This is a genomic window from Desulfonatronum parangueonense (genome assembly GCF_054656975.1).
On record NZ_BAAHXH010000003.1, the window covers coordinates 3,489,812 to 3,504,365 of the forward strand.

General features: G+C 59.1%; 9 protein-coding genes. 5 read left to right on the forward strand and 4 right to left on the reverse strand.

Annotation, left to right across the window (positions count from 1 at the left end):
- Positions 1-102: 102 nt before the first annotated feature.
- The gene (clpB, locus tag ACYQ15_RS15690; protein ID WP_459938440.1) at positions 103-2,706 is read left to right on the forward strand and encodes an ATP-dependent chaperone ClpB; all 2,604 of its coding nucleotides are present in this window, start codon (positions 103-105) and stop codon (positions 2,704-2,706) included.
- Between the two features lie 146 nt (positions 2,707-2,852).
- Positions 2,853-3,956, forward strand: coding sequence for a DUF1786 domain-containing protein (locus tag ACYQ15_RS15695; RefSeq protein ID WP_459938441.1), 1,104 nt, complete (start codon positions 2,853-2,855; stop codon positions 3,954-3,956).
- Positions 3,957-4,211: 255 nt separating this feature from the next.
- Here ACYQ15_RS15695 and ACYQ15_RS15700 read toward each other — a convergent pair whose 3' ends face one another.
- The 4 genes from ACYQ15_RS15700 to ACYQ15_RS15715 form a co-directional block, all read right to left on the reverse strand.
- Entirely contained in the window at positions 4,212-5,273 is a 1,062-nt protein-coding gene (locus tag ACYQ15_RS15700) for a radical SAM protein (protein WP_459938442.1), read from the reverse strand.
- Between the two features lie 117 nt (positions 5,274-5,390).
- Positions 5,391-6,566 (reverse strand): AmmeMemoRadiSam system radical SAM enzyme, encoded by a 1,176-nt coding sequence (gene amrS / locus ACYQ15_RS15705; RefSeq protein WP_459938443.1) that lies wholly within the window; start codon positions 6,564-6,566, stop codon positions 5,391-5,393.
- 20 nt (positions 6,567-6,586) lie between these two features.
- Positions 6,587-9,037 carry a fused MFS/spermidine synthase gene (locus ACYQ15_RS15710; protein ID WP_459938444.1) on the reverse strand — a complete coding sequence of 817 codons (2,451 nt, stop codon included), beginning with the start codon at positions 9,035-9,037 and terminating at the stop codon, positions 6,587-6,589.
- A gap of 385 nt (positions 9,038-9,422) precedes the next feature.
- Positions 9,423-9,632 (reverse strand): DUF2905 domain-containing protein, encoded by a 210-nt coding sequence (locus ACYQ15_RS15715; protein WP_459938445.1) that lies wholly within the window; start codon positions 9,630-9,632, stop codon positions 9,423-9,425.
- Positions 9,633-10,055: 423 nt separating this feature from the next.
- Between ACYQ15_RS15715 and ACYQ15_RS15720 the strand changes: the two genes are divergently transcribed.
- The 3 genes from ACYQ15_RS15720 (at position 10,056) to ACYQ15_RS15730 (ending at position 14,551) form a co-directional block, all read left to right on the forward strand.
- Positions 10,056-11,459, forward strand: a complete 1,404-nt coding sequence (locus ACYQ15_RS15720) for a sialidase family protein (protein ID WP_459938446.1) — start codon at positions 10,056-10,058, stop codon at positions 11,457-11,459.
- 700 nt (positions 11,460-12,159) lie between these two features.
- On the forward strand, positions 12,160-13,836 hold the full coding sequence (locus ACYQ15_RS15725) for an FAD-dependent oxidoreductase (protein WP_459938447.1): 1,677 nt from the start codon (positions 12,160-12,162) through the stop codon (positions 13,834-13,836).
- Position 13,837: 1 nt separating this feature from the next.
- Complete coding sequence (locus tag ACYQ15_RS15730; protein ID WP_459938448.1) at positions 13,838-14,551, forward strand: SDR family oxidoreductase; 714 nt, start codon at positions 13,838-13,840, stop codon at positions 14,549-14,551.
- Positions 14,552-14,554 lie beyond the last annotated feature (3 nt).

The window sequence follows — 14,554 nt, forward strand, 5'->3', positions numbered from 1 at the left end:
GCCGTCTCCGAATCAGTCATACCCGCGAAAGCGGGTATCCAGCCCGGTTTTACTCGGATGAGCTGAGTAGTTACCAATTCATCATCCTCAGGAGGAATCCGCATGGAAATGAGCAAGTTCACGCAAAAATCGCAGCAAGCCGTGGCCGAAGCCCAGGGAGTCGCGATCCGGTTCGGCCATCAGCAGGCGGATGTGGAGCATCTCCTGCTGGCCCTGGTGGGGCAGGAGAATGGACTTGTCCCGCGGCTGTTGGATCGGGCCGGCATCTCTCCACAGAATTATCTCCAGGCCCTGGAGGCCGAGGTCGGCAAGCTGCCCAAGGTCAGCGGACCCGGGGTACAGCCGGGACAGATCACCATCACCCAGCGATTGAGCGCCGTTCTGCTCAAGGCCATGGAAAAAGCCAAGAAAATGCAGGACGAGTACGTCAGCGTGGAGCACCTCCTGCTGGTCACGTTGGATGAGCCGTCGTCCACGGCCGCGGGGCGGGTCAACCGCCAGTTCAACCTGACCGCGGACCGCATCCTGGCAGCCTTGACCGAAGTGCGCGGCAATCAGCGCGTCACCTCGGCCAATCCCGAGGACACCTACGAAGCGCTGCAGAAATATGGGCGTGATCTTGTCGAGGAAGCCCGCAAGGGCAAGCTGGACCCGGTCATAGGGCGGGACCAGGAGATCCGCCGCTGCATCCGCGTCCTTTCCCGGCGAACCAAAAACAATCCCGTGCTTGTGGGTGAGGCCGGCGTGGGCAAAACGGCCATCGTCGAGGGGCTGGCCCAGCGCATCCTGAAGCAGGACGTACCCGAGGGGTTGAAGAACAAGACCGTCTTTTCACTGGACATGGGGGCGCTCATTGCCGGCGCCAAGTACCGGGGAGAATTCGAGGAGCGGCTCAAGGCCGTGCTCAAGGAAGTCCAACAGTCCGAGGGCAGGATTCTCCTGTTCATCGACGAAATTCACACCATTGTCGGCGCGGGCAAGGCCGAAGGAGCCATGGACGCGGGCAACCTGCTCAAGCCCATGTTGGCCCGGGGCGAACTGCACTGCATTGGCGCCACCACCCTGGACGAATACCGCAAGCATATCGAGAAGGATCCAGCCCTGGAACGACGCTTCCAGCCCGTGCTGGTGGAAGAGCCCAGCGTGGAGGACACCATCTCCATCCTGCGCGGATTGCGTGAGCGGTTCGAGGTGCATCACGGCGTGCGCATCAACGACAGCGCCATTGTCGAGGCTGCCGTGCTTTCGCATCGCTACATCACGGACCGCCAGCTCCCGGACAAGGCCATCGACCTGATCGACGAGGCCGGGGCCATGCTGCGTACGGAAATCGACTCCCTCCCCTCGGAGCTGGACGAGATCAACCGCAAGGTCCTGCAGTTGGAAATCGAGCGCGAGGCCCTGAAGCGCGAGACTGATGAAAGTTCCAAGGACAGGCTGGGCAAGCTGGAGAAAGAGCTGGCCGATCTCAAGGACTCCCAAAACGAGCTTTTGGCCCAGTGGGAAAAGGAAAAAAAGACCATCGACGAACTGCGAAGCGTCAAGGAGGAAATCGAAAAGGTCCGGCTGGAAATCGAGGAGGCCGAACGGGCCTATGACCTCAACCGCGTGGCCGAGCTGCGCTATGGCAAGCTGTCCCAACTGGAGCAGACCCTTGCCCGACAGGACGACCAGATGACCACCGAAGCCGGCGGAGCGCGGATGGTCAAGGAGGAGGTGGGTCCGGACGACGTGGCCGAGATCATTTCGCGCTGGACCGGCATCCCGGTGTCTCGCCTTCTGGAGGGGGAGCGGGAGAAGCTGCTTCGCCTGGGCGACACCTTGCATGAACGCGTCATCGGTCAGGACGAGGCGGTTCAGGCCGTGGCCGACGCCGTGCTCCGTGCCCGGGCCGGATTGAAGGACCCCAACCGGCCCATCGGCTCGTTCATCTTTCTCGGCCCAACCGGAGTGGGCAAGACAGAGCTTTGCAAGACCCTGGCCCAGGCGCTCTTCGACACCGAGGAGAACATGGTTCGCCTGGACATGTCGGAATACATGGAAAAGCACACCGTGGCCCGGTTGATCGGCGCGCCTCCGGGATACATCGGCTACGATGAAGGCGGCCAGCTCACCGAGGCGGTGCGCCGCAAGCCTTACAGCGTGGTCCTCTTTGACGAGGTGGAGAAGGCGCACCAGGACGTGTTCAACGCCCTGCTCCAGATCCTGGACGACGGCCGACTGACCGATAGTCAGGGTCGAACCGTGGATTTCAAGAACACAATCATCATCATGACCTCCAACCTGGGCTCCCAGTACCTGCTGGAGGGCATCACGCCGGAAGGCGAACTGCGTCCCGGAACGCGGGATGAGGTTATGGGCACCCTGCGGGCGCATTTCCGACCGGAGTTCCTGAACCGGGTGGACGAGGTGGTGCTCTTCAAGCCGCTGCTGCTCGAGCAGATCAAGGAGATCATCGATCTGCTGCTCCAGGGGCTCCGCGGACGCTTGGCGGATCGCAAGATCGAGGTCGAGCTGACCGATCAGGCCCGGGACTTCATCGCCCGCGAGGCCTATGATCCCATTTACGGCGCCAGGCCCCTGCGCCGCTATCTCCAGGCCCGACTGGAAACGCCCTTGGCCAAGGAGATCATTGCCGGACGGATTATGGGCGGCCAGTCGATCCGGATTGATGTCGACGACGAAGGGCTTGTTTTGGGGAACTGAGATTCAAGCAGTCGTGGAATGCAGCAAGCTGGAAGCTCGAGTCATGGCAGTGTAATGAGTTGAATGCGTCATGGACGCAAGGAAATTGCGATTAAGTGGAAGCATGGGAAGCATGAGGTGGAGATTGTGGTAAAGGACGGGGTTACATGATGGTTGGAGAGAAAAACGTGAAGTCCGGTGGGATGGATGTGAATCCTCGTTCCGTGCTGTGCCTGGACATCGGCAGCGGGACCCAGGACGTCCTGCTTCACCTTCCTGGCGAGCAGCCGGAAAATTGTCCCAAGTTCGTCCTTCCCTCTCCGGCCAGGATGGTTTCCAAACGCCTGGGTGCCCTGACCGAAGCTCGCCGAGCGGTCTGGCTTTACGGAGACAACATGGGCGGTGGATTCTACCGGGATGTAAAGCGCCACCTGGAGCAGGGTCTGCCCCTGGCCGCTCACCCTGAGGCGGCAATGTCCTTGGGAGACAATCCGGACCGGGTGCGGGCTCTGGGAGTGACTTTGGCGACGCAGTGCCCGTCCGGCTACTCACCGCTGCACCTGTGCGATTTTGATCCGGGATTCTGGCGGACATTCCTGGCCGCCGCGGGCCTGGACTATCCTGACCTGATCCTGGCCGCGGCCCAGGATCACGGCTATCATCCGGATTCCAGCAACCGCATCGGCCGTTTTCGGCTCTGGCGGAACTTCCTGCTCCAGGCACGGGGCCAACCTGAGGCTTTGGTCTTTGCCGAGCCCCCGGAGGAACTGACCCGACTGCGAACTCTCAAAAGCCGCATCGGCGCCGGGCTGGTTGCGGATACCGGCGCGGCGGCGGTCCTGGGAGCGCTTCACGAGACCGATGTCCGGGAACGCAACCGCCGGGAAGGCATTTGCGTGGTCAATGTAGGCAACAGTCACGTCTTGGGCTTCCTGCTCTACCAGGATCAGGTTTTGGGGGTCTATGAACAACATTCCAACCGAAGCCGGGAGGACGTTTTGTCCGACCTGGATCTTTTCCGTCGCGGTGAACTTCCCCACGAGCAGGTCATGGACCATTTCGGTCACGGCTGCCTGACGCTGAATCTGCCCCCCGAAGCCGGAAATTTCACCCCCACCTATGTCCTCGGCCCGCGCCGGGAGCTGCTGCAAAATACAGGCGCGACATTTCTCGCTCCCGGCGGGGACATGATGCTTGCCGGATGCTTCGGCCTGCTCCAGGGCTGGCGGTTCGCCGCTGGGCGGAATGAATACCATGAAGAAGCATTATGAAGTGATGCCGGGGCAGGCCGCTTGGCTCGAGGTGCTGGAAGGACGCCAAGAGGAATTTTTGTCTTCCGCTGAAAATGCTGCAGGCAAAAGGCTTCACGCCTGACGGCGAAGTGACATCACCCCTGCGCCTTGAGCATAACGGCCTGCCCCGCCCTCACTTTGTTCAGGAAAGTCGTCATTTGCCACGGACAGCCGGACAAAGTGAGTGCGGGGGCGGTTCAAAACTTTTTTTTGCGGGCTATTAGGAATAAGTCACTAACCGAGCATTCGGCGATGGATTTCCAGGTTGGCCAGGGAACGGACGTCCAGGTTGGTCAACCCGGCGGCCTTGGCCCATTCCATGGCCTCCACGTACTCCCGGGAGGTGATGGCCCGTGAGATGGGTTCATAGTCAAAGGCCATGTGCTCCACCCGGTACTGGGACATGATGTTCACGTAGGTGTCCAGGGGCAGCTCGGCGGCCACCCAATTGACGAATTCCCTGGTGCCGGCAACCCCGTTGGGCATCACCAGATGGCGAATCATTAGGCCGCGCCGGGCTACAGACTCGCCATCCACCTTCGTATCACCCACCTGACGGTGCATTTCCAGAATGGCCGCCTTGGCCGACTCCGGATAGTCTCCCCGTCCCTTGATCACGAACATGGATGACTCCTCCCGGCCCATGAACTTCAAGTCCGGCAGATAGATGTCCACCACCCCGTCCAGAAGTCGGACGCTCTCCACGCTGTCATAGCCACCGGTGTTGTAGCACAAGGGCAAGCGCAGACCTTGACCGTGTGCGATGCGTACCGCGCCCAGGATGTTGGGCAGGAAGTGCGTGGGGGTGACCAGATTGATGTTGTGACAGCCCCGGCGCTGCAGATCCAGCATCATCTCGGCCAGCTGGGCATCCTCCACCGTCCGTCCCCGGCCCAGGTGAGCGATGGGCCAGTTCTGGCAGAAGACGCATCGCAGGTTACAGTGGGAAAAGAAGATGGTTCCCGAGCCTCCCCTGCCGACCAGGGGCAGTTCCTCGCCGTAATGCGGGCCATGGCTGTGGACCACGGCCTGCCCCAGGGCCTCGCAAAAGCCCTTTTCTCCCTGAAGCCGGTTTACACCGCACTCATGGGGACAGAGATCGCATTTTTCAAGCTTGGCGTACGCTTCTTCAACCCGTCCGGACAGCAGGCCGGCATCCTCCAGATTTGAGTAGGCCGGAAGCCATGCATCGTCGCCCAAACCATTGTCCAGTGCAGAAGCACACCCCGAGCCGATATATGATGATCCGGCTGCCAGAGCCATCATTTGCAAAAAGCGTCTGCGTGTCGTCGACATATGTTCCCTCCCAAACTTGAGAAAAAAAGAAGTCACTACTCAGCTCGTCCGAATGAAGCCGGGCTAAATATCCGTATTCGCGAGTAAGACTGGTGAGGAGACGGCATAAAAGCCCGCTTAGACCCAGATGCCCGGGATCTCTCGCTGGCAATGAGGGCAGCGGCCTTCACTGACCTCCATTTGATCCACAATGAACCCCACTCGGGTGATGATCGCCCGGTCGCAGTCCGGACAGAACGTATTCTCGCCTTCATGGCCCGGTACCTTGGCCAGATAGACGAACCGCAGCCCGGCTTCCCGGGCCGTATCCCTGGCCCTGTCCAGGATGGAAACCGGGGTGCGGGGCAAAGCCGAGAGCCGATAGAGGGGATAGAATCTGGCCAGGTGCAACGGAGTGTCCGGTCCCAGCTCCCCGGCAATCCAGCGGCACATTTCACCCAGCACTTTCATGTCGTCATTGAGCGTGGGAATCACGACGCTGGTGATTTCCAGATGAACCCCGGACTTTCTGATGATTCGCAGCGCGTCCAGCACGGACTGCAGCTCCCCCCCGACCACGTTCCGGTAGAATTCCGGATCAAATCCCTTCAGATCCACGTTGGCGGCATCCACCAGCTCGCACAGTTCCCGCAGCGGCTCAGGACGGATGTAGGCCGCCGTATGCAGCAGGTTGAGCATGCCTGCTTCCCGTGCGAGCCGGGCCACATCCAGCATGTATTCGTAGAAGATCACAGGTTCGCCGAAAGCAAAGCTCACCGAGCGCAGACCCGCTGCCCGGGCATGGGCCACCACCGCCTCCGGCGGCATGTCGTAGGCATGAACGTCCTCCGGTCGGACCAGGGCCATGTCCCAGACTTCGCAGAACTTGCAATGCAGGTTGCAGCCGGCCGTGGACACGGACAGGGCCCTGCTGCCTGGGACCACGTGAAAAAAAGGTTTGCGCTCCACAGGGTCTTCCTGGATCAGGGCCGGGTTGGCGTACGTCAGGGTGACGCCCTGTCCGTTCTGGTTTTCCCGGGCTCGGCAAGCGGATCGCTGCCCCACGGCCAAGGTGCATTGGTGGGGGCAGAGTCGACACTGCAAGTCGCCGTCCGCAACTGGACTGAACCAAGGCGAGGGATGCGGCCGGACCAGACCTCTCTGAGCTGCCTGGGAGGAAGCAATCTCTCCGGCGTGCCCGTGATCCGTCCGTCCCATGAGTGGAAACGCGGCCAGTGCACAGGCTCCGCAGGCCGCCAGCTTCAGGAATTGATTTCTGGTCATGGTCGAGTCGGAAGAAGATTTGTTTGTCATGCGAAAAACCTCGTATTGTGCTATTCATTGGCCATGGCGGCGAAAGGGCCGCTCCCCCGGGTCGAATCGAGGAGGAGCGCTCCAAGGAGCGTGAACCCGGCCATGGCGTTCAGTGCCCCGGCGAGCAGGAAGCAGGCTGGAATGCCCAGGACCGGAGCGATTACCGCGCCGGCCAGGGCTGCGCCGGCACAAGCTCCGGTCAGTTCCAGGCCATAAATCCGCCCAGCGGAGTGTTCGGGCCTTCCGGTCAAGGCCGTGGAACAGGCCGCGGCCAGAGGAAAGTCAATTCCGCCCGCCAACCCGGCGGTGAAGGTCAGGGTCGCGAACAGGGTCAACACTGCCAAGGGAGCGGCAAGCTCCGTGATTTGGGGCAGCAGCAGAGCAACGGTCAAGGCAAGTCCGGCAATGCCGAACTGGATGAGCGCAAGAGCGCGGGGTTTGAATGGGTTTTCGTCTGATGCCTTAAGCACATACCGCTGTCCCAGGAACGTCCCCATGGCCAGACCTGACATGAACACGGCCACAATCAGGCCCACGGTCTCATATACGAAGCCATATATGCTCTGAAAGGCGAAGAGCAAGCCTACCTGCATCAGCATGGTAGACATGCCGGTTGTCAGGGCGGCAAGGTGCACGGCGCTCTTCAGGCCGGCCTGATTCGCAGCTCGCGAAAAAGTCAGCGCCAGTACCGCCAAGGCCGGAAGCAGCAGCATCGGCAGGATCCACCAGGGGCGAACATGGAGTGCGGGTTCCAGGGTGTTCCTGGTTCCGGTCCGGGTCAGTTCGTTCCAGAACATCAACGTGTAGAAATAGGCTATGGGCCGGAAATCGGAGTTGATGAAGAAACGCTCACTTACCGGGGGCAGAGCGTCCTGGGCCTGGATCTGCGTCTCCAGGGGGCCAGGAAGCAGGGGCGGAGCCGGCGGTCCGTCCAAGTGGGCGCCCGGGCTGCGTCCGTGGTGGCGCAAGATCCAGTTGATCCGGCGCAGGGTCGGGTCGTGCAGCAGAAGATGGTAGTGCAGGCCCGAAAAACCTTCAGCGGTGATTTCACGTTGCTCAAAGCGCTCCTGCAGCAGCCGGGGATCCGTGGATACGTTGTCCCGTTCATCAGTGGCGAAAAACAGGAGCTGGCGTTCACCCACGGCGACTACATGGCTGAATACGTCGCTCAGGGTATGATGGATCGCAGCATTGCGGTTTGATATGGCTCGCCCCCTCAAATCCGGCGTGGAGGCGACGCCAATGGCCAGCACGCCGTCCGGGGCGAGCAGATTCCTGACCTGCAGGAAGAATTCCCGTGTGTAGGTGCGGTTCAGAACCGCGGTGGCCGGGTCCGGAGCATCCACGATGATCATGTCGTAGCCGTCCGCGGAACCTGACCTGACGAAGAGCCGGGCGTCCATGTGGATCATGCGCACTGTGGGGTGTTCCAGGGCCTCGAAAGTCCTGGCCGGTGCATAGCGCCGGGCCGTATCGGTGAGCACCTGGTCCAGTTCGATATAGTCCAGCTCCCGAACCGGATGCCGGAGGATTTCCGCGAGCATGCCGCGAAGTCCGCCGCCGATGAGCAGGACGCGTTCGGGGGCGGGGTGCTGGACCATGGCCAGATGAGCCGCGGTCACGGCGTCCTGTTCCTCCAGTCCCGGCAGGGCCGTCTCCAGACCGGCGGTGCTGAAAATCAGATGACCGCTCTGGAAGAAACTGAACTGATCGTCGCGGCGAAGGACTGCAATAGCGCCGTGTGGTGAAGGGCGGGTTTCCACCAGCTCATGATCCGGGGCAAACTGCCGCCACTGCATCTCAGCGGTCCAGCGGTCCACATGGGTCAGAGCGGAAACCAAGCCGCTGAGCAGTAAAGCAGCCAACATGAGGCCGAACAAGCCGATACCGCGACTCTTGCTGGAGATGACCGAGTCGTGTCGGTGGAGGAACACGGCTGCCGCGGTCATGAGCAGGGCTGCCAGGGTGATGATCTGAAACGGGTTCAGCAGCCGGACCAGAACGAAGGTGAACAAGATGCCCGCGGTCATGTTGCCCACGGCTTCGACCATGTAGGTCTTGCTTGCCCCGGAAGCGCCCAAGGTCTTGTCCCGTTCCCGCCAGATCCTGGCGAGAAAGACAAATTGCGCCCCGAGGAGCAAACAGGCCGGCGCCATGACCAGGAAACAGGAAAGGGCAATCTCGCTCAGCCCAAGGTAGGCGCCTGGCAGAACGTCGTAGAACCCGCGCAGATTTCTGATCAGGGCAATAGTTGCCGGCAGGACGGGAACCAGACAGCCGGCGCTGATGGTCAGCGGCCACTGGGAATGTTTGATCCGTTCCGCGATTTTGGCGCCAAGCCAGCTGCCCGCTCCAGTCCAGGCCAGCCAGGAGGACAGGATGATCCCGATGGACAGCTCGTTGCCCTGAAAGACCATGAGCAGTTCCCGCAACAGAACTACCTGGGCCAGCTGTGAAACGAGGCCCAGCATGAGAACCGTAGCAAGCAGCCGGTGCGCAGGGAACGGCAGGTTTGTTACCTGCCCTGGTGGGCTCATTGGAGGGCTGGAGCGTTCGACATGAGGCATGAAATGACAGTGAACCGCAAGGGGCGCGAAAAGTCCAGCCAGAAAATGAATGTCAGGTTGTCTTGGTTTTCGTAGGGTGGCACGCCTCCCCGATGTGAGAGCATCGGCACGACGTTGATTTTGATTCGTGCGAAGCCGGCGCGTCAGGAGTTTGCTCGTTGGCCGGGGCAAGGCTTTGGGACAGGCTCAGATTTCATTTTCCAGAGCCGGGGGACATCTGGTCAGGAACTTCCCGGTAAAGGCCGGTTCCAACTTGATGAAATGCTACGATTTCTTCAGGACAAACGGTTCATCGCCTGAAAAAAAGGTTGATCAGCACCGATATCACTATGCTGACAAGAATCATGGACGTTATGGGGATGAAAACCCTGCTGCGCCCGGACTCGTAGCGGATGTCGCCGGGGAGCTTTCCAAACCAGTTCAAAAGCCAGGGCGCATATTGCCAGACGAGTCCCAGGGCGATGAGCAGGCAACCTGCGATGATCAGAAGTCGAGCCATGGGATGCCTCCGGAATTATGATGTCGGCCGCCTGCCGCACTTTTCCAATGATATGCAAGCCGGCTCAAACATCCAAGACGACAGAAGTGGTTGCGGCAAGATTGATCCGCTTTCTCTTGCCTTTGCCTGATCCCGCCGTATTTTTCTACTGTCGCTCAAAAAGATCAGTAGCCACTCAGCAGTGCCGGAGAAAAGACCTGGATAACGTCAGCGCCGACCTTCGCCGGTATGGCTAACAAGAAAAAGGTTTGCTGCGATTCGTCATTCCGGCGAAAGCCGGAATCCAGGTTTGGAGAATGGTCATGCGACGTAAGTGCTGAATAGTTGCAAAGATTCTTGTACGGCAGATTGTTCAAAAATCAAGTACAAAAGGGCAGTCAGATGGTATCCAGCGGCATAGCCAACGAGAAAGGGAGGTTAACCATGCAAATTCAAAGATTTATCTCTTCTCAGGAATTATTGACCTTACGGAACGCGTTGAATGGGCTCTTGTCTTTCGTGTTGCCGGCCTTGCTCCTGTTCGTCATTGCGATCTTCATGGCTGTTCCAGCCTGGGGAGACGCGCAGAGGATTCAATGGGACGATCCCATTGAAGTGGCCGAAGGCGAGGCCTTTCGTGGGCCCTGGAAGATGAACGAGTCGGACTGGCGCTTCGTGGACGACCCGTCCGTGGCGCTCACGGAGGACGGTCAGGCCGGTGTGGTCTGGATCGATCAGGCCCGGCAGGATCTTTTTTTTCAGGTATACGGCCCTGACGGAGAACCGCGCTTCAACGAGCCGGTGAACGTATCCCAAAGTCCGGACATTTTTTCCTGGCTGCCCCGGGTGATCATGACCGGCGGCGAACCGGAAACTGTGCATGTTCTTTGGCAGGAGATTATTTTCTCCGGCGGTTCCCATGGAGGGGACATCCTCTTCGCCCGGTCCGAAGACGGCGGACGCACCTTTTCCGAACCGCTGAATCTTTCCAATACCATTGCCGGAGCCGGCAAGGGGCGTCTTTCCCGGGATATCTGGTTCAATGGCAGTCTGGACCTGGCTGTAGGCCTCGAGGGACATGTTTATGTCGTCTGGACCGAGTTTGAGGGCTCTCTGCGCTTCAGCCATTCAACGGATCAGGGTAGAAATTTTTCCGAATCATTGCTGATCGCGGGTGGTCGCAGCGACCCGCCGGCCCGGGGCCCCAGCCTGAGTGTCGGTCCGGACGGCGTGATCCATCTGGCGTGGTCCGTGGGGGAGGAAGGTGCAGCAGATATTCGATACACCAGATCCACGGATCATGGCCGATCATTTTTCGCTGAGCACCGGTTTATCGTCCCGAGTGACGGATTCTCCGATGCACCGAAAATTGTTGCGGACGACCAAGGAACCGTGCACATCGCCTACACCGAGGGCCCCTTTGGACCGTTACAGGGCCTGCACATTCGATACTCGCAATCCGTAAACGACGGCCTGTTTCCCGAACCCATGGAAATTTCCCAGGCCCACACGGAAACCTTCGCCGGCGCCGGTTTTCCTTCCCTGGCGCTGGACGGCCAGGACAACATTTACGTTCTCTGGGAAATCTTTCCGGAAAAAGGATTCACGCATCCCAGCGGATTGGGCTTTACCTTTTCCGAAGACAATGGCCGGACTTTTGTCGAGCCGGTGATCGTTCCCGGAACGGATGATCCGGAGTTGGGCTTCAACGGAAGTCAGCAGGGCATGTTCATGAACAAGCTGGCCGTGAACCATAATGGTGAGCTGGCCATCGTCAACAGCACCTTCAAAGACGGCGAATCCAGTCGTATCCGTTTGATTCGCGGCAGGATCGCCACGCAGGAGTAGTTCAAACAACTTCGTTCACCAGCTTCCAGCCGGGGACCGTTGCCTGTTTCACATTCACTGAACCGTTTTCGGACCAATCAACGGGCTGGGCGCAATCAAATGCGTCCAGCCCGTTTCAATTTCATCTCCCAAATTCCGCGGTGTCCATAGATTCGTCAGACGGACAAATCACGGACCATCTCTCCTTCGTCCTCAGCGCATGCCTCCCAACTGAGCGCACCTATTTCGGCATCAGTCTTTCATGAAACGGATGTTCTTCATCTAAAGGTTTTGAAGGAAAAAAATAGGTAGTTCCCCTTATTGTTCCAATTCGTACCGAACAGTATCAATAAAATCATAATATGTGTTCTTAAAAATTCCATTTGTGTCCTGTTGTTGCCTGTTGTTGGTTCTCATCCGCCCGTTGAACTCAGGTACAATAATGCGATCATATCAACGCACCTCCTTTGTTTGGATGTTGCTTGACGCATTGATGCAAAATGGGTTGGGTCGAATCGAATACAAGGATTTCAGTAACTACTCAGCTCATCCGAGAAAATCGGACTGGATACCGGCCTTCGTCGGCATGACTTAACTTGGAAAGGACGTGGTATGATACCTCATTCCGGCGAAAGCCGGAATCCAACTCTGGCGAGTGATCACAGAGTATGTGCTGAATAGTTACGGATTTCAAACTATAAAATCAGGTAAAGAGAACAATATGAGCTCCTCATCTCAAACAACACGATCCGTATGGATGGACGCGCCTGAGGTTCAGGAAGATCGCCCTCTCGCGGAACAGCCCCAAAAGGGGGTTCACGTCGCTCGGTTTCCCAAGGCTGAACATCAGGGCGAGGATATCAAGGCGAGTTGCGAAACATCGTTCAGGATCGGCCGGCAATCCTCGAAAGCACAGGATGCAAAATCTCTGACCGCGGATACGCAAACGGACGTCTGCGTCGTGGGTGCGGGCATAGCCGGCATGACCACAGCCTATCTCCTGGCCCGGGAGGGCAAGTCCGTTATCGTTCTCGATGCGGGACAAATCGGCGGCGGCATGACCCAGCGGACCACGGCTCATCTCTCCAATGCCATCGACGGCGGGTACCATCAGATCGAGCGACTCCACGGAGAGGAAGGCGCCAAAATCGCAGCGCAAAGCCATACCGCGGCCATTGAGCGCATCGGGCAGGTCAGCTCCGAGGAAGCCATCGACTGTGATTTCGAGCGCGTGGATGGCTACCTTTTCACTTCTCCCGGCGAATCCAAACAGGAACTTGAGTTGGAATTGAAGGCAGCGCATCGGGCGGGTTTGACCGGCGTGGAATTGCTGCAAGATTCGCCACCACAAGGCTTGCGAACCGGCCCATGCCTGCGGTTTCCCGATCAGGGCCAGTTTCATCCCCTGAAATATCTTGCCGGATTGGCCAAAGCCATTGAGCGGTTTGGCGGTCGAATCTTTCTCCAAACAAGAGTGACGGACATGAAGGGCGGCTCCTCGGCATATGTTCGCACGGATGCAGGGCAGACGGTTTCCGCTGCGTCCATCGTCATTGCCACCAACTCCCCGATCAACGACATCGTAACGATCCACACCAAACAGGCCCCGTACACAACCTATGTGGTCGCCGCCCGCATCCCCCGCGGATCGGTCCAGCGGGCGTTGTATTGGGACACTGAGGATCCGTATCATTATGTGCGTATCCATGGCGTTACTGGTGAAAACGGCGAACACGACCTGCTGATCGTGGGCGGCGAAGACCACAAGACCGGGCAGTTCGACGACGGCACGCAGCGCCATGCCCGTCTCGAGACCTGGGCGCGGGAACGATTTCCCATGCTGGAGAGCGTGGAGTTCCGGTGGTCGGGACAGGTCATGGAGTCGGTTGACGGCATTGCCTTCATTGGCCGCAACCCTTCAGGTTTTCAGAATATCTACATTGCCACGGGAGATACGGGCATGGGCATGACCCACGGCACCATTGCCGGCATGCTGATCACGGATCTGGTCATGGAACGACAGAATCCGTGGGCCAAACTGTATGATCCCTCTCGCAGGACACTGCGCGCGCTCAACAAATGGACCGAGGAGAATCTGAACGTCGCATCCCGCTTCGTAAAGGATCTGTCCGCGGGTGAGAGCATGGATGTTCTGGAAAAAATCCCGGTCAACGAAGGGGCGGTCCTGCGGCAGGGCCTGAAGAAGATGGCGGTTTACCGCGACGAGCAGGGAACGGCGCATAAGCTCTCGGCCCGGTGCACGCATCTGGGATGCGTCGTGAGCTGGAACAGCCTGGAGAAGTCCTGGGACTGCCCGTGCCATGGGTCGCGCTATGACAGCCGCGGCAAGGTAATCAACGGACCGGCGAACAAGGATCTCACGAAGATGGAAGATTGAGATGCGTGAATCGGATTCCAACGACCGACGGACCGCGGTCGTCACCGGCGGAAGCTCGGGAATTGGGAACAGCCTGGTCCGGAAATTCCGTGACGAAGGAATTGTGACGGCGTTCGCGGACATTGCCGTGCCGCGGGAAGAAATCCAAGGAGCGGCGTTTTATCAGGTGGACATCGCCGATCCGGTGCAGGTGTGCGGCTTCATCAATGATGTCGGCGATTCTCTGGGTATTCCGGACATTATTGTCTGCAACGCCGGCCGCGGGATTCACGAACTGCTCAAGGAAGGTGATCCGGAAAACTGGGAAATGATTTTCCGGATCAATGTGTTCGGGGCGCTGCGGATCGTCCGGGGATTTCTGGAGGGAATGCTCCAAAAGGGTCACGGAGACATCGTGTTCATTTCTTCGGTTTCTTCACGACGCCCGTACATAGGCGGCGGCGTCTACGCCGCGACCAAGGCCGCCATCGACATGATCGCCGAAACCTTGCGGCTTGAAGTCCAGCCGGTGATTCGGGTCACGAATGTTGCTCCGGGTGTGGTGGATACCCCCTTTTTTGTGAACATCATCCATGGCGATCAAACTCCCGAAAGCATCGGTTGGGGTGCATTGGAACCGGATGATGTCGCGGAAGCCGTGTGCTTCGCCATCAGTCGTCCCCCTGGCGTGGCCGTGAACAATCTGGTGATCAGGCCCGTGGCGCAACCCATGTGAGGC